Source organism: Ketobacter sp. MCCC 1A13808 (assembly GCF_009746715.1).
Taxonomy (GTDB): domain Bacteria; phylum Pseudomonadota; class Gammaproteobacteria; order Pseudomonadales; family Ketobacteraceae; genus Ketobacter.
Genome location: NZ_VRKW01000003.1, coordinates 355,862 through 375,837, shown reverse-complemented (window position 1 = coordinate 375,837; position 19,976 = coordinate 355,862). Strand labels below are relative to the sequence as shown.

Annotated in this window: 17 protein-coding genes; 8 read left to right on the top strand and 9 right to left on the bottom strand. The window is 50.7% G+C overall.

Annotated features, from left to right (window positions below; translation table 11 throughout):
- Position 1: 1 nt before the first annotated feature.
- From FT643_RS08500 to FT643_RS23125, 3 genes are read left to right on the top strand one after another with little or no spacing between them, the layout of a single operon-like run.
- Positions 2-1,249, top strand: coding sequence for an HlyD family secretion protein (locus tag FT643_RS08500; protein WP_156870948.1), 1,248 nt, complete (start codon positions 2-4; stop codon positions 1,247-1,249).
- Positions 1,246-3,375, top strand: a complete 2,130-nt coding sequence (locus tag FT643_RS08495) for a peptidase domain-containing ABC transporter (protein ID WP_156870947.1) — start codon at positions 1,246-1,248, stop codon at positions 3,373-3,375. The genes FT643_RS08500 and FT643_RS08495 overlap by 4 nt, the downstream gene beginning before the upstream one ends.
- Positions 3,365-3,517 carry a DUF924 family protein gene (locus FT643_RS23125; RefSeq protein WP_232340000.1) on the top strand — a complete coding sequence of 51 codons (153 nt, stop codon included), beginning with the start codon at positions 3,365-3,367 and terminating at the stop codon, positions 3,515-3,517. The genes FT643_RS08495 and FT643_RS23125 overlap by 11 nt, the downstream gene beginning before the upstream one ends.
- A 40-nt stretch (positions 3,518-3,557) precedes the next feature.
- Here the strand turns inward: FT643_RS23125 and FT643_RS08485 are convergent, their stop codons facing one another.
- Entirely contained in the window at positions 3,558-6,596 is a 3,039-nt protein-coding gene (locus FT643_RS08485; RefSeq protein WP_156870946.1) for an efflux RND transporter permease subunit, read from the bottom strand.
- Positions 6,597-6,598: 2 nt separating this feature from the next.
- A complete protein-coding gene (locus FT643_RS08480; RefSeq protein WP_198043413.1) occupies positions 6,599-7,696 on the bottom strand; it encodes an efflux RND transporter periplasmic adaptor subunit in 1,098 nt (365 codons plus the stop codon).
- A gap of 103 nt (positions 7,697-7,799) precedes the next feature.
- Here FT643_RS08480 and FT643_RS08475 point away from each other — a divergent pair, with 103 nt between their 5' ends.
- The gene (locus tag FT643_RS08475; RefSeq protein WP_156870944.1) at positions 7,800-8,459 is read left to right on the top strand and encodes a TetR/AcrR family transcriptional regulator; all 660 of its coding nucleotides are present in this window, start codon (positions 7,800-7,802) and stop codon (positions 8,457-8,459) included.
- Positions 8,460-8,489: 30 nt separating this feature from the next.
- Here the strand turns inward: FT643_RS08475 and FT643_RS08470 are convergent, their stop codons facing one another.
- On the bottom strand, positions 8,490-9,749 hold the full coding sequence (locus FT643_RS08470) for an HDOD domain-containing protein (protein ID WP_156870943.1): 1,260 nt from the start codon (positions 9,747-9,749) through the stop codon (positions 8,490-8,492).
- A gap of 86 nt (positions 9,750-9,835) precedes the next feature.
- Here FT643_RS08470 and FT643_RS08465 point away from each other — a divergent pair, with 86 nt between their 5' ends.
- Positions 9,836-11,995: an AsmA family protein gene (locus FT643_RS08465; RefSeq protein ID WP_156870942.1), complete on the top strand. Its 2,160-nt coding sequence runs from the start codon at positions 9,836-9,838 to the stop codon at positions 11,993-11,995.
- 140 nt (positions 11,996-12,135) lie between these two features.
- Positions 12,136-12,876: an OmpW/AlkL family protein gene (locus FT643_RS08460; RefSeq protein ID WP_156870941.1), complete on the top strand. Its 741-nt coding sequence runs from the start codon at positions 12,136-12,138 to the stop codon at positions 12,874-12,876.
- Positions 12,877-12,969: 93 nt separating this feature from the next.
- Here FT643_RS08460 and map read toward each other — a convergent pair whose 3' ends face one another.
- Positions 12,970-13,746: a type I methionyl aminopeptidase gene (gene map, locus FT643_RS08455; protein ID WP_317621975.1), complete on the bottom strand. Its 777-nt coding sequence runs from the start codon at positions 13,744-13,746 to the stop codon at positions 12,970-12,972.
- Positions 13,739-13,945 (bottom strand): ParD-like family protein, encoded by a 207-nt coding sequence (locus FT643_RS08450; protein WP_156870940.1) that lies wholly within the window; start codon positions 13,943-13,945, stop codon positions 13,739-13,741. The genes map and FT643_RS08450 overlap by 8 nt, the downstream gene beginning before the upstream one ends.
- Before the next feature lie 130 nt (positions 13,946-14,075).
- Between FT643_RS08450 and FT643_RS08445 the strand changes: the two genes are divergently transcribed.
- Entirely contained in the window at positions 14,076-14,693 is a 618-nt protein-coding gene (locus FT643_RS08445; protein ID WP_156870939.1) for a glutathione S-transferase, read from the top strand.
- 16 nt (positions 14,694-14,709) lie between these two features.
- Here FT643_RS08445 and FT643_RS08440 read toward each other — a convergent pair whose 3' ends face one another.
- The 3 genes from FT643_RS08440 to FT643_RS08430 form a co-directional block, all read right to left on the bottom strand.
- Positions 14,710-15,165, bottom strand: a complete 456-nt coding sequence (locus FT643_RS08440; RefSeq protein ID WP_156870938.1) for a DUF3465 domain-containing protein — start codon at positions 15,163-15,165, stop codon at positions 14,710-14,712.
- A 267-nt stretch (positions 15,166-15,432) separates the two neighbouring features.
- A complete protein-coding gene (locus FT643_RS08435) occupies positions 15,433-15,720 on the bottom strand; it encodes an encapsulin-associated ferritin-like protein (protein WP_156870937.1) in 288 nt (95 codons plus the stop codon).
- A 221-nt stretch (positions 15,721-15,941) separates the two neighbouring features.
- A complete protein-coding gene (locus FT643_RS08430; RefSeq protein WP_156870936.1) occupies positions 15,942-17,351 on the bottom strand; it encodes a DUF2130 domain-containing protein in 1,410 nt (469 codons plus the stop codon).
- 152 nt (positions 17,352-17,503) lie between these two features.
- Here FT643_RS08430 and FT643_RS08425 point away from each other — a divergent pair, with 152 nt between their 5' ends.
- Entirely contained in the window at positions 17,504-18,172 is a 669-nt protein-coding gene (locus FT643_RS08425; protein ID WP_156870935.1) for a hypothetical protein, read from the top strand.
- Here FT643_RS08425 and chrA read toward each other — a convergent pair.
- Positions 18,140-19,525 carry a chromate efflux transporter gene (gene chrA / locus FT643_RS08420; RefSeq protein ID WP_232339999.1) on the bottom strand — a complete coding sequence of 462 codons (1,386 nt, stop codon included), beginning with the start codon at positions 19,523-19,525 and terminating at the stop codon, positions 18,140-18,142. The two genes, FT643_RS08425 and chrA, sit on opposite strands and share 33 nt — an antisense overlap.
- Positions 19,526-19,976 lie beyond the last annotated feature (451 nt).

Sequence of the window (19,976 nt, the reverse complement as noted above, 5' to 3'; positions counted from 1 at the left end):
TATGTCCGAGTCACTATTCAGGGAGGAAGCCATCGCCCATCAGGAATCTACCCCGATGGGCGATGCCTTTGCTATCCATTCTTCCTATTTTCTTCCGGCTACGATCAGTTTCCTCTTTCTCTGTCTGCTGTTGATCTGCTTTATTGTGCTAGGTGAATACCACCGGAAGCAAACCGTGCCCGGTTTCCTGGTACCGAGCCAGGGCATGATTAAAGTATTTACCCCCCAATCCGGTACGGTCATTGAAAAACAGGTTAGCGAGGGCCAGGCGGTGGAAAAAGATGACGTACTTTTTGTGCTTTCATCAGAACAATCATCTGCGGAAAACAGTCAGGCACAATCCGAGATTATTGAACAGCTTCAACGTCGGCACCGTAGTTTACTGTTGGAACGTAAACAGCAGCAGGAGCTGAATGCACTCCAGCGCACCGAAATGGACAATCGGCTGCAAGCGCTGAAGCACGAATCGCAACAATTATCGCAAGAGATCCGTTCGTTGCAGCAACGTCATCACAATGCCCGTATTACCCTGGATAAATTTATCGATCTGAACTCCAAGCGTTTTACCTCAGAATTACAGACACGGGAACAACGGGACCGGCTGCTGACACTGGAAGGGGAATTACACAGCCTGAAACGGGACAAATTACAATTACAGCGTGCCATCGCCAGCCTGAATACCGAAATCGCCTCCAACCCTCACCGGTTTTCCCGCAATCAAATGCAGCTGGACCGGCAGATTGCCTCGGTTGCACAACAGATAACGGAGCAACGTTCAAAACGCAGTGTAGCGATACGTGCTCCCGTTACAGGAACCACCAGCGCGATACTTATCGAGCCAGGGCAATTGGCTACCCCGGATAAGCCACTGCTGTCGATCTTGCCAGTAAACTCACATATGCAAGCTCATTTATTAGTGCCCAGCAAAGCCATCGGTTTTATTACCACCGGGCAGCCTGTTTCACTACGCTACGAAGCGTTCCCGTTTCAACGCTTTGGCAGCCAGCCTGGCAAGATAACTGAAATGTCCCGAGTAATGATTGCAGCCAATGAAACGCTACTACCTATCCGCCTTCAGGAGCCGGCTTATCGGGTGGTAGTGGAACCGGAACAACAAAGCTTGCTGGCGTACCGGCAAACGTTGCCACTGCAATCCGGCATGCTATTGGAGGCAGATATTCTGCTGGACAAGCAGCCTTTATACCGATGGGTATTCGATCCGCTTTTTAGCCTGGCAGGAAAATTATGAGACACATTGATTTTTCCGGTCGCCGCTCAACGCCGATGATCATGCAATCCGAAGCTTCTGAATGCGGACTTGCCTGTCTGGCAATGGTGGCGGGATTTCATCGCATGCATCTGGATATGCCGGGACTGCGCAGCCGGTTCAGCAGTTCTTTACAGGGCATTACGTTGCAGCATTTGATGCTGTTCTCCAGGCAACTGAACTTTCAATGCCGCCCATTACGGATTGAACTAAAAGAACTGAATCAACTCAGATTGCCCGCGATTCTGCACTGGAACTTTAATCACTTCGTCGTGCTTACCCGAGTCAAAGGACAAGCGCTGACGCTACACGACCCATCCAGGGGCAAACTGGTGATGGAATGGCACCAGGCCTCGCCGCATTTTACCGGTATAGCGCTGGAGTTAACCCCGGACCAGGAGTTTACCGTTCACAAGCCAGCAGTACGGCTTAAACTGCTGCATCTTCTGGGAAAGCTGCCGGGTATCCGGCTTTCCGTTATACAAATCCTGCTACTGGCGTTAGCGCTTGAATTTCTTACCTTGTTAATGCCCTGGTTCACACAATTGGTGCTGGATGACGCTATTGTTTCAGGGGACAGGAACTTATTGCATGTAATTGCACTGGGATTTTTATTGCTGGTCTTGTTCAAGGTGGTAGTCGAAGCGGTACGTAGCTGGGTGGTATTGGTTCTGGGTAGCACCGTTAACTTGCAGCTATTGAGCAACCTTTTCCGCAAAATGCTCAACCTGCCCTACTCGTTTTTTGAACGCCGGCACCTGGGAGACATAGTATCGCGCTTTGAATCCATGAACGTGATTCAGCGCACGCTGACCCATAGCTTTCTGGAAGCCGTAATTGATGGTCTAATGGCTTTTTTCACTGCCATTATGATGCTGATTTACAGCATTAAATTATCCTGCATCGTGATACTGGCGACTGTCTGTTATCTGTGTCTCCGCACAATCCTGTTCGCACCACTCAGAGCCGCCACTGAAGAAAAAATTCACCGTTCAGCGATACAACACAGCAACCTGCTTGAAACCGTTCGTGGTATCCAGAGCATAAAACTGTTCAACCGGATTACCCATCGCAATGCCCACTTCCAAAACCTGGTCGTCGACCATTTCAATGCCGATGTCCGCTACCAGAAACTGCAGATAGTCTATCGCATTGCCAACAACCTGATTTTCAGTGTCGAGAATATTCTGGTGATCTGGATTGGCGCTTTATTGATTCTGGATCAACATTTTTCTGTGGGTATGCTGATCGCATTCCTGGCTTATAAAGAGCAATTCAGCACCCGGACCATCGCACTGATTGAAAAGGCTATTGAATATAAAATGCTGGGATTGCATAGCGAGCGGGTGTCCGACATCGCGCTAACAGAGCCGGAGCGAGCCAACGGCACCCATGATACCCGCCCTGTCGCTACCGGCTATCGCATTGAGATAAAAGCACTGAATTTTTCCTACGCCGACACCACCCCCCTCATCCTGCAAAATCTAAATCTCAATATTGAGGAGGGCGAATGTGTTGCGATTATCGGGGCATCCGGCTGCGGTAAAACCACACTGATGAAACTATTACTGGGCTTACTAAGCCCGGTTAGTGGCGAGATTATGGTTGACGGGATCAATCTTCAACAAATAGATATCGAGTCTTACCGGGACAAGGTCGGTGCGGTGTTACAGGACGATCATCTATTTGCCGGCTCCATCGCCGACAACATTTGTTTTTTCGCGCCAGAGTCCGATCGGGAGCACATCATGCGCTGCGCGAAAATGGCCTGTATACACGACGATATCATGGCCATGCCGATGCATTACAACACCCTGATCGGTGACATGGGTGGCGCCCTTTCCGGCGGCCAGCAACAGCGTATTCTGTTGGCCCGTGCATTATATAAAAACCCGAAAATCCTGCTATTGGATGAAGCCACCAGCCACCTGGATGTGCAGCGGGAAAAGCAGGTGAACGACGCCATTAAACGGCTTGATCTGACCCGTATCATCATCGCCCACCGCCCCGAAACCATTGCCTCTGCGAAACGGGTTATATTGCTACAGCAGGGCTATGCTCACCCTTGTGAGGGCACCGAGCAGGGTGCAATCCACATTGCCGGATAACGCAGCAGACCGGAAGCTGCAAGCACTCAGCGCGGTGGTGGAACGCTTCGGTCGCTTCCCCCACCGCAACACACTACTCGGCCGATCCTCTACGGCAGAAGAAGAAACTTATCTGAATTCCGATGAAAACAAATTCAGATAAGCGTTGTAGCAGTCAAGCGTTACGGACAGGACGGACAGATCTAAGCGGGTATTACTCCCGGCTGTGGTAACGACTGCGATGGAGTCAGCAGAACGCGACACAATACCGGTATAAACACCAACGTCAGCAACGTCGACATCATCAGCCCGGAGATAATCGCCCAGGCCATCGGCGGCCACAATGTTGATGCAGACAACGCGAGCGGCAACAATCCCAGCACCGTCGTCGCTGTAGTCAACAGAATGGGTGCGGTACGTTCCCGGATTGACTGCGCTACCGCCTCATCCACGGAAACCCCTTCAGCCAAACGAGCATCCACTAAATCCAATAATACAATCGCATTATTGACGACAATGCCGATCAGAGCGATCACACCCAGCAAAGATTGAAAGCCGAATGGCTGACCGCTCAGGAACAGGCCCGGAATGATACCCATCGCGGAAAGCGGAATGGTGGTCAGGATAATACCCAGGCGCCGAAAACTATTGAACTGCAACAACATGAAGAACAACAACAACATAATGCCCAGCGGAGCGGTTTTCAACAGCGCATTATTGGCTTTGGATGACCCTTCTGCATCACCGCCCAATTCCAGCTCTACCCCATCCGGCAGTGGCTGGTGTTCTAATTCCTTGTCTAATGCCGCCAGCACTTCGTTGTAAGCCGCACCAGGTAACAGCTCACTCAACATAGTCACCGAACGTTGCCCGCCATAATGGTGAATCACCGCCGGGCTCCATTGTGCAGACACTTCCGCAACGGCATCCAACGGAACGGCATCGCCATTCTCGTCATACAGGTAGAGGCTGCGTAACTCTTCAGCCTGTGTATGATCACCCCCGTCAGAACGGATACGGATGGTAATTGGATCATCACCGTACCGATACTCGCCGGCATTCAATCCTCGTGATTGACCAAACAATCCCGTCGCCACTTGTTCATTGCTGATGCCCAACTCCTGCGCGGTATTATTCTCAACGCGTACCGAAAATTCGGCAATCCCGGTATCCAGGTCATCGCGAATCATATGGGTTCCCGGCGCCCGCGCCAATATCGCTTTAACCTGATCTGCCGCTTTAAACAGTTGCGATTGACTTTGCCCGATCAGCCGGATTTCAACCGGAGCAGGTGAAGGCGGTCCTTGACCCAACTTCTTGGCAATTAACGTTGCTTCCGGAAACCGGGGCTGCAAAGTATCTTCGACCCAATCAATTATATGCTGGTTCGCCGCCAGCCCCGTCGTATTGACCATCAGTCGCGCCAAGTTTGTGGAATCCGGCACGCCATCCAGATTGTAGTAGAAACGGAAGCCCGTCATACCCACTGACCTGAAAACATCGCTGACATCGATTCGCTCCAGCAGTGCTTCTTCTACTTGACTACTCAATGTCAGGGTTCGTTCAAGAGTGGCATCACCGGGCAGCGTTATATCAATATAAACCTGATCCCGGTCTGCGGAAGGGAAAAACTGGAGCTTCAGCATTGGCAGCAAAGCAAGAGTCAATACCAAGGCAGCCAGCCCGACTATCATCGCTTTACCCGCATGATACCGGCTGATACTCACCAGTTTTTCTGACGTGTACTCCAGAAATCGACTCTTTTTTCGCACCCGTTCACGCACCAGGTGCTCAGCCAATAGGGGCAGTACTAACACCGAAATGATGTAGCTGATGATCAAAGAAAGAATGATCATCACCGGCACACCGCGGGTAAAGTCTCCGGTTCCGCCCTTACTCAGCAACAACGGAATAAACGCCGCAACGGTGGTGCCAGTCGACGTAAACAAAGGAAAGGCCATCTTGGCAACCGCCTCTTTGACCGCTGCTTTTCGGTTCAACCCCTGCTGCAAGCCCTGCTCAATGGCTTCTACCACAACGATTGCGTTATCCACCAGGATACCCAATGAAATAACCACTCCGATTACCGCAATCTGGTGCAACACACCGCCACCGATACTGTAAATTGCTAATGCGATTATCGCCACGACCGGCACTACCGAAGCCACCATCAACCCGTTCCGCCAGCCCAATGCAAACACCACGGCCAGGGCGATGATACTGATGCTGCCGAGCAAACTGAGTTGCAGCCCCGAAAGCCGATCTGCCACAAAATCTGGCTGGAAAAATATTTCTTCGATTTTTAACGGTGCGTATTGTTCACGAACCGAATCGAGACGCTCACGCAATGCAACCCCGAATTTTATGGAATCGACCTGGCCACGCTGCAGAAAAATACCCAAAGAAACTGCTCGCGCCCCTTTATGATAGGACTGGGCTGCTTTCGGTTCCTTTGGCGCAATGCTGATTTTACCCAAAGCGTGCAGCGGAATACGCTGACCGTTCGGTAAGGCAATTGGTATCGCTTCGATGTCACCGGTGTGTTGCAGATCGGAGCCGCTGGCGATTCTCAATCCCTGATTACCGGTGCGTATTAGTCCGCCGGGAATAATTTTATTATGGGTCTGAATCGCAGCGACCACCTGATCGCGGTTAATGCCCAGTTGATTGAGCGTATTATTATCCAGCTCAATACGTAATTCTTTTTCCGGATCGCCATTAATTTCTATGCGGGAAACACCGGCCACATGAAGCAATTGCTTTTTTAACTTCTCCGCCTGTTCGGCCATCGACACGATATCGCCACTGCCGACCACGCTGATTACCACAGCCGGAATCTCAACCCGTTGATCATCCAGAGAAAATTCAACGACCCCCTGGGGAAAATCGCGCTCTGCCTTTTCCATCGCACGACGCACCCGGTCCCAGGCGGCATCGGTATCATAAATACGATCCTGTAGCTGCATTACTACCAGCACCACATCGTCTCTGGAAGTGGACTTAATCGACCGTAACTCTTCCACTTCCGTGAGCTGTTCTTCCAATGGTTCGGTGATCAGTTTTTCAATTTGCCCGGCGGTCACCCCGGGAAAGACGACCTTGATCAATCCGGCACGCTGGGGAAAGCTGGGATCTTCCTGTCGCGCCATCGTAAACCAGGAGGCAATGCCGACCATGATTAACATGCCGGTTAATGCGTATGCCAAACGCTGGTAATGCCGCATTATTTCAAACAATTTCATGGCTACTGTTCCGGCTGATTATCTGATTTCGGGTCTGGCTGGGAGCTTACCAATGCCCCGTTATGCAAGCGATGACTACCGGCCACCACCACTCTGTCACCGCTGTTCAGATCACCATGAATCGCGACCAACTGATTTTGCATATCCAGAACCTTCACCGGTACTTGCCACGCTTTATTGTCGTTGTCGACGCGATACAAAATAGCACCGTCACCATTACTCACTAGGGCACCCACAGGAACCTGATACGCTTCACCCTGTTCATAATGGAAGTGCGCACTGGCGGCAATGCCCGGCCGCACATCCCCCGACGGGAAGCGTAAAACAATTGTCGGTAACGCTCGCCGCTCACGGAACGGGCTGATTTCGGCCACCACCGCTTTTCGTTGGGCATCGCCTGACAACGGTAAGGTGACATTCACTGCATCGGCTATTTGGAGACTGTCGGCAATGTCCTGACTGACCACCAGCTCCAGCTCAACCTGCCCCGGATCAGCCACCCGGATCAGATGTTGTCCCGGAGAAACCACTTCACCAATGTCGGTATCTATCGCGGTAACCACCCCGTCGAAGGGGGCGCGGATTAACCGCTCTGCATCCAGCTGTTGCGCCCGATGATATTCACTCTCGGCACCCAGCATAGCGTCATTCGCTGTTTCCAGCGCGGTACGCGCCTGCTCATGCTCTTGCTTACTGGCAGTGCCTTTCTTTACCAATGCTTGTAGGCGGTCGTAATCCCGTTGGCGCTGCCCCTGTTGTGACTGTGCCTGACGCCACTGGCGTTCCGCAATCAACACGGCCGGAGCGGCTTCGGGGTTGTACAATTCCAATAACAAATCGCCCTGCTTTACTTGCTGACCCAGAAACGCGGGTAACTTTGCCACCCTGCCCGCAATCTGAGACCGGACCACAGCCCGGTTCACCGGTCGTGTCGTTCCGGTAAAAACTCTGGACTCAACCAGTGGCTCTTTTGACACTTCTGCCACCCGGATCGGCAATGCTGCCGGGGTCCTCTGCACAGTCTCGGCCACCGGGCGCACCTGCCACACGGTTGCAGCCACTCCGACCACGACTATACTGATTAGGATTTTGGTTTTCACGAACGCCTCCGCTGTTTGACGCTGATATGCTATGCTAATTGACATTATGTTAATTAATGGCAATATGTCAATTATCTTATGAGTAAAAGGAGGCTGCTACACCGTGAAACCACGATCCCGCAACGACGACGAAAAGCTGGCCCGCCGGGAAGCCATCCTGGACGCCGCTGAGGAAGCGTTCCTGCAGGAGCGTTTCGATAAAACCTCCATGGATTCTATCGCAAAGAGTGCAGGGCTAAGCCGGGCATTACTCTATGTTTATTTCCGTGACAAAGAAGATATTCATCTGGGTTTGTGCGGACGGGCGTCTGAAATTCTTTTCCAGCGCATGCAGCAATATTCGGCTCAGGGCCAAACCGGAATCGAAAAGCTGAACGCGTTGGGCCGCGCCTATGTGGACTTCTATCTGGAGGACACCAGTCAGTTTCGCATTCTGACCCTGGCCTGCAGCCTGGCCAGTTCTGCGATTCAAACTGAGGAGGAGATCACACCATCGCAACAGGAATTCTCTGAACATGAATCCCGCATCATGGGACTGATGACAGAGTGCGTTCAACTGGGCATCAACGACAACACCACCAACCTCGCCCCGGAATCTGACCCGCTTTCCGTTGCCATGCAGATGCGAGGCTCACTGCATGGCGTCATTATGTTGCAGGATGTGGGCGGCAGCCCGATGTTCGATAAAGCCAATATCGATCGCAGGCAGTGGCTGGAACAGAGCCGCGCAAGATTGGCCGACTCGTTAAAAAAACAGCGCTAACCGCGCCCCAATTCACACAGCAACGTTCGCTTACGCCAGCAACGATTTCAGCTCCTGGATTTGCCCTTTGGCTTCATCCAAAACTCCCAGGCTCAACTGCGGCGTCAGTTGCCCGGCAGCCAACTTCTGAAACGCCGGGATTTCATCTATCCGGGGTAATTTGAGTCGCGCTCGCTGACCCGCCAGCGCATGCAGATGCGCGAGCAATAACACATCCGTATAGTCCGCCGGACCGTCATGGTCACGAAACCAGTTATTCTGGTGCCGTGCTGCAGTAATGAAAGCGTCTTCGAAACCCCACTGGTGCAGCGACATGGCCGTCAGCTCCGGGGTAAGTCGGTCAAGCATATCCTGAAGCACCTCCGGTTGCGCCAGCAAATCCGGATAAGAGGACACCGATCGCAGCAGCGGCAATGCACCGATTTCATGCAACAATCCCGCTAATAACGCATTTTCACTTTGCAGCCCCTGGGTATGCCTCGCCAACACGGCACACAAAGCCGCAATATCGATTGCGTGGCGCCAGCGTTGCAGCATCAGCTTCTTCAGATTTGCGTCCTTCACCACAAACAAATCCCGCGCCGCCAAACTCATAACAATCTGCAACGTCTTGTTCACCCCTAACCGTTGCAACCCGGTTCTTACTGATTCACACGGACGGCAGCCCCGGAACAGTGCACTGTTAGCGATATTCAACAGGCGCGCAACAATGGCCGGATCCGCAGAAATGATCGCCACAATCTCATTCAGTCGATAGTCATCCCGTTCCAGCGATTTTCGTACCCGCAAAGCGATTCCCGGCATTGCGGGCAACGAGAGAGTTCCGTTACGAGCCTGTTTTATTAAACGGGTCACCAACGGGTGATCGATCCAGTCAAGGCCGGCGACTTCATCATCAGTGAACAGACTGGCAGGTTTGCGTGAGGCTTGATGGCTGCGCAGCTTTGAAGCTTCGATGCGCAACAAAATCGCCCCCGCTGCCGCCGTTACGCTGTAAGGGCTGGGCCGCAGATTAGCAATGGGGTATCCCGCATCCGGATCACCCTCACGGATAGTTCGGATCTCGCCTGTCGGCATTTCCACCGTCACCTCTCCTTTCACCAGAAAATAGGCGAAAGGCTCCATCCCGTTAACCTGGATAATACGCTGCGGAGCAGACATCTGCAGCGTGCGGCAGCCTGACACCACGGACTTAAGCTCAGGAGCCGACCAATCGCTAAAGTACGGTAGTGTCCGGGAAATATGGCACAAATTCGTTACAGGAACGGACACGCTTGTCGCTTGACTCATCAATAGGCTTCCTTACCGCAGAAAACAGAATGGGCTTCAGATAAGGAATTATAGAAAACTCTGGAGAATGTGCATGACCGCACGGTATGGTTATATCCATTCTCCACAGCGATATGGAAAAGAATGAGATGACGGGGCGCCTATTTTTGAAGATCACCGGTATTTCCCTGGCGATAGTGCTCACCTTGGCAATACTGTTTTTGTGGACGTTCGATTTCGGTGTACTCAAACCAAAATTGGAATCCACCCTCAGCGACGTCATCGACCGCGAATTCCGTATCAATGGCGACTTCTCGTTAAAGTTATTACCTACCCCCACGCTGTTATTCGAAGATTTGACGCTAGCCAACCCTTCCTGGGGCTCAGAACCTGAGATGCTGACAGCAGGTAAAGGCTACATGGAAATCAAGTTGATGCCACTGTTTTCCGAGCGGATCGAGGTGGAAAAACTGCAACTTGAGAACATACGCTTGCTGGTCGAAAGCAGTGCAGATGACAAGTCGAACTGGGAATTTGACCTGGCTCAAAATAACGACGCGGAACCGGAGCAAAAAAACGAAGCGGACAAGGCGGCGTTTTCCTATGATATTCAAACCGCGGACATGAGCAATATTGTGGTGATCTACCGACAACCCGATGCTGAAGATTTATCGCTTCGTGTTGAGTCGTTTACAGTTAACCAACGCGATTCCGCCACTACCGAAATCAATGGCACAGGCCGCTTTATCGACATCCCGCTGTCCGTCTCTGGCCAGGTGTCGGAGCACCATACCGACCTCAGGGCACAAGCCGGTGAAGTTAAGCTCGTGTCCAAATACGATTACCCTGAAGATACCGTCAATTTCAGTTCCTCTTTGAGTACCCTGTCTGATTTGGGGGGCCTGCTTAAAATCGAAGAATTACCGGATACCGAGCTATCACTGGAAGGCCATGTATCCATGTCAAAGGGGAACGTCATGCTTAAACGCGTGGTTGCCAGCACCAAAGGAATCCGTATCACCCTGGATGGGGAAATTGATACCGGTACCAGTCGCGTTGAACTTTCCGCTCGGGCCTCCGGCGACAAACTCAGCTTATTGAGCCCGGATTTACCCCCTTTACCGTTCGAAATTCAAAGCGAGTTTATGCTGGCTGGCAACAAAGTCGATATGCCATCCTACCGTGTCCAAATCGGCAGCAGCACGCTGACCGGAAAAGCACATATAGAAAATAACGAGCGCCCGGTGATCCACCTGCAGGCCAAGTCGGATTTAATTGATCTTACCCCCTTTATTAATCATCAACCTGCAAGCAAGCCAAAAGCAGAGAAAACGGAAGCCAAATCCAACGGCGAAACCCATTATATTTTTGACGAAACCCCTCTCCCTTTCGATACGCTACAAGCATTGAGTCTGGATACCGACCTTAGTATTACCCGCTTGATAGTGCAGGATGCCGAATTCAAAAATGTGACTATTCAGGCGCAAGCGAAGAACGGCAAAATGACGGTGTCCAATGCCTTCGAAGGCAAGCTCAGTGGAAAATACGATAACAAGCTAACACTGAACACCTCCGACAAAAAAGCCGACATCCGCATCGACACGAAAGTCCGTGACCTGAAATTGGCATTGCTATCCGGAGCCTCGGTCCCTGAAGAACAGATTCCGGTTTCCAATATGAATATAGACCTGCACAGCAGTGGAGATTCACCCCGCGCACTGGCATCCAACCTGGATGGAAACGTCGTGGCCAACCAAGGCAAGGGCAAAGTCAGCAATGCGCTTATCGAAAAATTTACCGGAGACATTCTTACTCAGTTGTTCAATGCCATAAATCCGTTCGCTGAAAAAGAAGAATTTACACAATGGGAGTGCAGTCTATTTGCTATCGAGTTTGAATCCGGCGAGGGCGATATTGAAGGGTTTCTGATGCAGAGCGAACAACTAATGGTGGTCGGTGGCGGCAATATCGATCTAAACCAGGAAACTCTCGCCATTGAATTTAATACCAAACCCCGAGAGGGTGTTGGCGTCAGTGCCGATATGTTTGTCACGCCCTTTGTGAAATTGAGCGGAACGTTGGCGCAACCCAGTGTTGGCCTGAATAACAAGGGTGTTCTGCTTAGCGGAGGGGCGGCAGTATTAACCGGTGGCATGTCTTTCCTTTATAAAGGGCTAATGGACCGGGTAACTGCCGAAGCCGGGCGATGCGAGGAAGCTGAAACGGCGCTAAAAGACCGGCAAAACAGTGCCGAGCCTGACCAATAACCCCAATCCCGGTAATGCGTTTACCACCTCACACCCAGCCGCATCCTGACCCGTGAGTCGCACAAAATATGATCAATTATTGATGAATCAGAAACTTGGGCTAACCTGATCTGACAGATCTATAAACAGAGTGCGCACACATGAGACGACCACTTCAATGGTCTGTCGCAATAGCGGCAAGCATCGGCTTAATGGGGCTATCAGCCCAATCCCAGGCAACAGGCATGCACACGGTTAAAGCTGGATACGGCTATACCGATTTCGCCAACGACTCCGGTCAGCTGCAGGGTGATGGGGTGCCGGCAGGCATTACCGCTGGCGCCAAAAATGTTGACACGTTTTTATTAACCTACGACTACAACTTCAATAAAAACTGGACGTTTGAACTGGCAGTGGGGATTCCACCGACAGTCAAGCTCAAAGCACAGGCCAGCGGGCAGGATCTGGGTGAAGTCGGTGAGTCAAAATCCCTGGCACCCACCTTTCTGGCAATCTACCGCTATCCGCTCCAGGGCGGCTGGAATGTTTATGCTGGCTTGGGGGTCAACTACACCAAATTCGTCGATGTGGAAGTGTACGAAGGTTATACCTTTTCCCTGCTTTCAGGTGTCGTCGGGCCTGTTTTGGCCCAACAGCTAATTGCTTCCGGACAAGCATCCGCGGCAGGCGAAATTGATGATTCAATCGGTGCGGCTTTCAAACTGGGCGTGAGCCACAGCTTTGCGGCAAATTGGCTAATCGATTTGTCGTACTCGTATTACGATGTCACAGCCGACATCAGCAACACGGTAAACGTAAACGGGTTTCCTCCCAGCTCACAAAAAATTTCTATTGATGTAGACCCCAGTCTCTACAGCCTTTCCCTCGGCTATACGTTTTAAACTGACCCGCAAACCCGGGTTAGACTTCTGCTTGATGTAGAAGGCCAACCCGGTAGCAGATGACAACACAGTCGAAACTATTTCAACTGCCCACTATGCTGTCCGCTCTTCATCCCTAAGCGTCAGCACTTCATAGCCACCTGCTGTAACGGCTATCGTGTGCTCCCATTGCGCGGACAACCTTTTGTCGCTTGTTACCACTGTCCAGCCATCCTTCTTTGTTTTAACTTTTGCTTTACCCTGATTGATCATCGGCTCGATCGTGAAAGTCATACCTTCCTGCAAGAGCAGGCCTTTACCCCGCTGACCGTAATGCAATACCTGGGGCTCCTCGTGCATCTCCCGACCAATGCCATGGCCGCAGTACTCACGCACAACCGAATATCCATGCATTTCCGCATACCGCTGAACAGCGTGCCCAACATCACCCAGAGTAGCCCCTGGCCGCACCGCCCGTATTCCTTCCCACATTGCCTCATAGGTTGTTAAAACCAAGCGCCTCGCCAGTGGTGACACAACACCAATCAGATACATTTTGCTGGAATCGGCGATAAAGCCACGGTGTTCCAGCGTAATATCAACATTGACAATATCACCCGGCTTCAGTTTCTGAACGCGGGAAGGCACACCATGACACACCACATTGTTTACTGAGGTATTCAGCACGTACTGGTAACCGTACTGGCCTTTACTGGCTGGGCGGCACTTAAGTTGCTGTACTATATAATGCTCAGCCAGATTATTAATATCCATCGTCGACATTCCGGCTTCGATCTGACCATCAAGATAACCAAAAACCGCGGCCAGAAGCCGTCCGGATTCCCGCATCAGGCTCAATTCCCCGGCACTTTTCAAAACGACCTTAGCCACCGTTAATATCACTTATATCAACGTCGGCCTGCTTCATTTGGTGATTCACAATCTGGGAGTAGGTCATGGCCGGATTAGCCTCAGCCAACATACCAATTTTGATCCAGTATTCCGCCTGAGCGTTAATTGAACGCACCATTACCGAACTCGCTTTGCGCAATTCCTCGTGCAATTCATCATCTATCTTGACAATACCCATCTACGCCACCTGCATACGAAACATATATAAATCATATATCGATAGCGAATTGGTCGCAAGGGACTATCCAGGCCCGGAGAATATCCTCTAGAATACTGAACACGCAAACTCGCTTCACAAGGCTTCCACAATGCAATTAGTCGGTGTTCCGAATTCCCCCTATTTTAGAAGAACGGCCATTTCCCTGGAATTATTAGAGCTACCCTTCGAAGTCAAACCACTATCACCCTTCATCGATGTTCAGGCTCTGGGCAAGCTCAATCCCATCTTGAAAATCCCGACCCTGATACTCGACAACGGCGAAAAAATAATGGACTCGTCGCTCATTATTCAATACGCCGAACTGGCTCTTTCGAATGGCAACACGCTATGGCCTAGGGAGCCTGAATGGTTACAGAGCGATTTTCGGACCGTCAGCATTGCGCTGGCTGCACTGGAAAAATGCCTGCAGATTATTTACGAAACAAAGCTACGACCAGAATCAACCCGACATCAACCCTGGCTTGATAGAGTCCAGGGACAATGCCACGCCGCCTTTATTGAACTTGAGCAAGCCGTCAAAAACAACGCGGCTCGATATGATGGTGATTGTTGCCAAGCCGGTATTACAGCCGCCATCGCCTGGAGTTTCGGTGCTCAGTTGGTCGCCTCATCTATTCAGCCGGAGCACTGCCCCAGCCTGGTATCGCTAACATCCAACATGGAAGCACACCCGCTATTTAAAAAATACTCAGCCACTCGCTCTTGAAGTAATTTATACAGGACTATTGGAACTTCTCACCATCGTGTTCGAGCCAGCCATCGATGTGCCGGGCGCTTGGGTCATGGTGAGTCCAATGGACCACTCCGCCTTTATCGTTCCATTCGTACTCACCGAAAAACGCGACCTTGTCGCCTTTTCTCAATTGTGGAATGCGCGGAGCCAGATCAATGTTGTGTGCGACCAAAATACCAATACCCGAAGGCAAATCGAGTATGAATTTCTGATGCCGGCTGCCCTTCAGGTCATCCGGAAGCACCCTGGAAACCGTTCCATAGCCACGCACCTGTACGTCACTCTTTTTATCCTGAAAGGCTGCATACACTTCCGAACCAGCAGCCGAACCCGATGGCACAGATGAGTCAGAGAGGCCCAGATCGCCTCCCAATAAATAGTAAGTTAAACCCACCAATAATAGGAGAACGTATTTTATTTTCTTAATATTATGCGCCTTCAACATATTCACTTGATACCTGGATTAAAAAGACCTTATAACTGATCGAACGCTGCAGCCGTGCTTACCCAAAATGTCTTAAATTGCGTACAGATAGAGATTAAAAAACCAGACGATAAAGATACACAGACTCTGCCTTTTCCCCGCTTCGATCAACTGGCACAGCACAACGGAAAAAAGTGAAATTGACTGAGGGGGCACTACGACCAGTCGCACCCCCAAAGAACCCGAGGCTCCTCTCAAAGACCTCGTGCCCTAACGTTACGACGTACTTTATTTATGCGCTATCGGCTTGTCGGTAAACAGGTAATCTTTTAGTTCTTTATCGAACCGGGGATCCTTTCTTCTGATCCATTCAATGACCATGGCAGCGTGTTCTTTTTCCTCGTCCCTATTATGGGCGAGAATGGCCTTTAGCTCTTCGTCTTTACAGGCATCAACCCGCTGATTGTACCAATCCACCGCTTCCAGCTCTTCCATCAATGATGTAATCGCTCTGTGCATATCTCTGGTTTCAGCGGTAAGTTCTTCAATAGGTTCGTGGTAACCTTCATTTGACATAATCGTATCCCGACAGTTAAATGGTTGAAATTAAATTGAGATTATAAACCATAACCCGACATAATATACCCTGGTTAAAAATTGTTTACACCTCTAATCTCCGAGCAGAGCCACTACTGGTTAGTGCTTTGAAAGTGGCAGCGCCGGTTACTCAATTTCCCATCACAAAGTCGGGGCCCAGTAAAGGTACTTGGCCCGATTACCCAATGGCATCCAGCGGGCTATTCCCTTCCACCGGCGTCATCGTGTTTTAGCTCGGCAAATTTTGCAGCCATCGTCGGGTTTTTCTTCGTTAGTTTTTTCACACTTAAATCATCGGCCTTATTATTAGCAAGACGAAGATTGTTTTCAGACCCCAGCAATGCATCCTTGGTTTTTTGGAGGTGGTCGATGGTTTTGTCGATCTCCTGAATCGCTGTTTTAAATTTCTTAGACGCCAGCTCGTAATTTCGCGCAAAACCCGCCTTGAACTCGTCGAGTTCGTTTTCAAAGTTCGTGATATCAATATTCTGAGCTTTGACAATAGCAAGTTCATTTTTATATTTCAGCGCGTTCTGCGCCGCGTTACGCAACAAGGTAATGATCGGAATAAAGAACTGCGGGCGCACAACATACATTTTCTGATAGCGATGGGAGACATCAACAATCCCGGAATTGTAAAGCTCGCTATCCGGTTCAAGCAGTGAAACGAGAACAGCGTACTCGCACGATTTTTCGTTTCTATCCTTATCAAGCTCCTTGAAAAAGTCTTCGTTTTTCTTCTTAGTCGCCGTCTGATCATTTTCATTTTTCATTTCGAACATGATCGACACGATTTCCGTTCCGGTCTCACTCGAATCCCGAAAGATATAGTCCCCCTTACTACCGGATCGAGAATCGTTATCCTTTTCAAAATAAGCCTTGGGGAACGCGGTGGCCCGTATACGATTAAACTCCGTTTCGCAGTGCTGCTCCAGCGATTCTCCGACCATTTTGGTGGACAAGCGTGCCTTCATATCCTTAAGCCGCTCAATAGCATCATCACGATCCTTTATCTGAGTCTCATATTTATCTTTTAGCGACTGCTCCGCTAACTGCTTTTCGAGTCTAGCCCTCTCCAAATCACTTTTCAGTTGATCACGAATTTTTTCAGCCGCATTGGTTGCTTCCGATATAGCGTGTTGTTGTGCTACTTCGTTAGCACGTAATGTCGCCTTCAGCTCTTGAATTTCCACCTCTTTTTTCGCTGCAGTCTGTTGCAGTTGATTTGAATACTGGGCCGTTGCCAACTTAGAGGCTGCGTCGTTTTCCTGCTTCAGTTGCTTTATTTCATTTGCCAGTGTGTCGCGCTCTCTCTCAATTTCTTTTAACGCTTCGCTCACAGCCAATTTTTGCGCGACCTCAACCACACCCAGCCTGGCTCGCAATTCCTGTATCTCATTCTCCTTCACTGCCGCCGCTTTTTGCATCTCGCTGCTGGCCTTCTCCTTTGCCAGCGCCACCGCAGCCAGCTTCTCTTTCTCAGCCAATTCGAGCCTCTCGTGCAATTGCTGATTAAACTCACTGTCCCGCACCTGCTTCAGAATGTCAGCGTATCCGGCCTCGTCAATTTTGAAAGCTTTTGTACAGTGAGGACAAATAATCTCATGCATGACTTTTTTCCTTGCTCCTAAATAGATTTTAATAGTCGGCCGGTGCCATCGCTCCGGATTTCATACGGTATTCATGCACAAATCACTTACGTAACACAAGCGCCAAGAATAGCGTTGCATTTTGCAAGTCATGGTCATGCCCAGGGAAATAAATGAAAGGACTCTTCACATTGAGCAATGTTTTGCTCGTTTCTGCCCTGATTTTTGTGGCTGGATTCGCCGCCTGGTATCGAGGGTCTATAAACCCGCTTTCAGTGGAGGAGCAGGACTATTTTCTCCAACAGCTGAGTCAGCAAAAAGGGGCTGTGGCCGCGTTTCTCAATCCTGAAGAAGCCAGGCATTTTATGGCCACCGATGATGGCAGAGGGTTCTACGTCATAAATGCCTTCAAATTCAACGACCAGGCGCAATATGCGGAAGCTCTCTCCCCCGCGCTGACCGGAACAGAAGCGTTCAACAAATATACCAGGCAGCTGGCACCCATCTGGCTAAGCGCAGGTACCCACCCCCTGTTTAGTAGTACATTGGGTCGAAGAGGGTACAGTGACTGGGACTTTGTCAGTGTCGTCCGGTATCGGAGCCGACGTGATTATTTTACTATCCAGACCAGTGAAGCCTTTCTCGCAGCCATACCGGACCGTATTGCCGCTACCAAAGCCAATTTTCGGATCAAGATTGCAGGCAATCAGATGCCACTGCCGATTCTGCTTTTGTTGATTATCATAATTCTGCTCGCAGGTTTGGTTGCGGCAATAGTCGCCTTGGTTAAGCAAACCAGACTGGCGCGATCATTGCGTCCAAAAAACCCAAAGGACACCTAATGTGGCGCAAGTACCCAGCAATGGCAACATGGCCATTTTTAGCCGGAAAGCACACACCATTGCGATCACCGCCAACGTCATCATCGGTGCATTTATGCTGTCCAGCACCGGCAGTTGCATGTTAATGCCCCACCCGGTGGTGAACCGCTGATGCTCTCCAAACACTGCATTTACCGCGAACCATAATGCCAAGTTGGCGATCACCCCCACCACCACCGCCGTAATGGCGGACAAAGCGGAGGAAAGCCCATGGTTATTACGTAATTTTTCTACATAAGGTGCACCGGCAAAAATCCAGAGAAAGCAGGGTAAGAACGTAACCCAGGTCGTGAGCAACGCACCCGCGGACGCCATCAACAGACTGGGTTCGCCAGCCCCATCCCGGTATGCAGCCAGAAAGCCAACGAACTGGGTGACCAAAATCAGGGGCCCTGGTGTGGTCTCCGCCAGCCCCAACCCCTCCAGCATTTCACCCGGTTCAAGCCACTGGAAAGTTTCCACGCCTTGCTGTGCTACGTAGCTCAGCACCGCGTACGCTCCCCCGAAAGTGACCGTTGCCATCTTCGAGAAAAAAACCGCAATCTGGGTAAACACGCTCTCGTCGCCCAAAACCATAAATAACGCAGCCACCGTCAGCCCCCACAATAACAGACAACACAGCGCCGCCTGTTGGGTGCCGGGCCTGAGGGTAGTTTCAGTGAAAGCGTCTGGCCTGGGTTGCCTGCTGGCATCGGGGGCCGACCAACGGGCAACCAGGTAACCGATGATACCCGCGCTCAAAACAACCAAGGGAAAAGGCAAACTGAACACAAACAGCGCCACGAAACCGCCGACCGCAAGCGCAGGCTTCAGGATGCCCTGCAAAGTTCGGCGCCCGATACGAATCAACGCCTGTAAAACGATCGCCAGCACGGCCGCTTTCAGCCCGAAGAACACCCCCTCGGTAATGGCCAAATCCCCATACACTACATAAATCCAGGACAGTACAAAAATCGCCAATGCGCCCGGCAAGATAAAAAGCAGCCCCGCAACCAGCCCACCTCTGACCCCGTGTAACAGCCAGCCAATATAGGTCGCCAATTGTTGAGCTTCCGGTCCCGGCAATAACATGCAATAGTTCAACGCATGCAAGAAGCGGGATTCATCCAGCCACTTCTTTTCGTCCACGATGGTTCGGTGCATCAACGCAATTTGACCCGCCGGCCCCCCAAAACTGAGCAGACCAATGCGCACCCAGACTGCGAACGCTTCTTTGAACGTGATCTCCTGCCGACCCTCTACTTCTTTAAGCAACGTAAGAAATCCTCTCTGCTCTTTATTGGAATAAACCGACTCCCAAAACGAGTTTGCCAAAACCTGTGATCTTTTGGCGGCTAATCGTTACTATGCAGGTCTGAATTTAAACCACCCCAAACCGTGGAATTGGCAGGTAACACTTCAACCTGGCCGGTCTGACTGTGTCTGCGAAACAACACATTGGATGCCCCTGATAAGGAAACCACGCATCTATGGATTTGCCGGACTCAACGTCAATATAGCGATGTCCTTTTCGTTTAAGCATACCACGCCCCATAATTCACAATCTGACTTCCTCAACCCAACATAGTTTTGCCGCAATGCCGTATTCGCCAATGGCATTTTTGTGGTCGCTACTGCTTGTTATACTCTGCCTTTACTGAAAGCTCTCCTTCATCGGCTTCAACCCAATCGCTTTGGTTCTTATAATAAACCGTAATTCGGTCATCATCTCGCTTACCGGCGATCATGGCATAGTCCGGTCTATCGGACGATGAATAAATTTCAA

Coding starts and splice junctions, on each gene's coding strand:
- FT643_RS08500 (WP_156870948.1), top strand. CDS start 2: ATGTCCGAGTCACTATTCAGGGAGGAAGCCATCGCCCATCAGGAATCT.
- FT643_RS08495 (WP_156870947.1), top strand. CDS start 1,246: ATGAGACACATTGATTTTTCCGGTCGCCGCTCAACGCCGATGATCATG.
- FT643_RS08485 (WP_156870946.1), bottom strand. CDS start 6,596: ATGAAATTGTTTGAAATAATGCGGCATTACCAGCGTTTGGCATACGCA.
- FT643_RS08470 (WP_156870943.1), bottom strand. CDS start 9,749: ATGAGTCAAGCGACAAGCGTGTCCGTTCCTGTAACGAATTTGTGCCAT.
- FT643_RS08465 (WP_156870942.1), top strand. CDS start 9,836: ATGGTTATATCCATTCTCCACAGCGATATGGAAAAGAATGAGATGACG.
- FT643_RS08460 (WP_156870941.1), top strand. CDS start 12,136: ATGAGACGACCACTTCAATGGTCTGTCGCAATAGCGGCAAGCATCGGC.
- FT643_RS08450 (WP_156870940.1), bottom strand. CDS start 13,945: ATGGGTATTGTCAAGATAGATGATGAATTGCACGAGGAATTGCGCAAA.
- FT643_RS08445 (WP_156870939.1), top strand. CDS start 14,076: ATGCAATTAGTCGGTGTTCCGAATTCCCCCTATTTTAGAAGAACGGCC.
- FT643_RS08440 (WP_156870938.1), bottom strand. CDS start 15,165: ATGTTGAAGGCGCATAATATTAAGAAAATAAAATACGTTCTCCTATTA.
- FT643_RS08435 (WP_156870937.1), bottom strand. CDS start 15,720: ATGTCAAATGAAGGTTACCACGAACCTATTGAAGAACTTACCGCTGAA.
- FT643_RS08430 (WP_156870936.1), bottom strand. CDS start 17,351: ATGCATGAGATTATTTGTCCTCACTGTACAAAAGCTTTCAAAATTGAC.
- FT643_RS08425 (WP_156870935.1), top strand. CDS start 17,504: ATGAAAGGACTCTTCACATTGAGCAATGTTTTGCTCGTTTCTGCCCTG.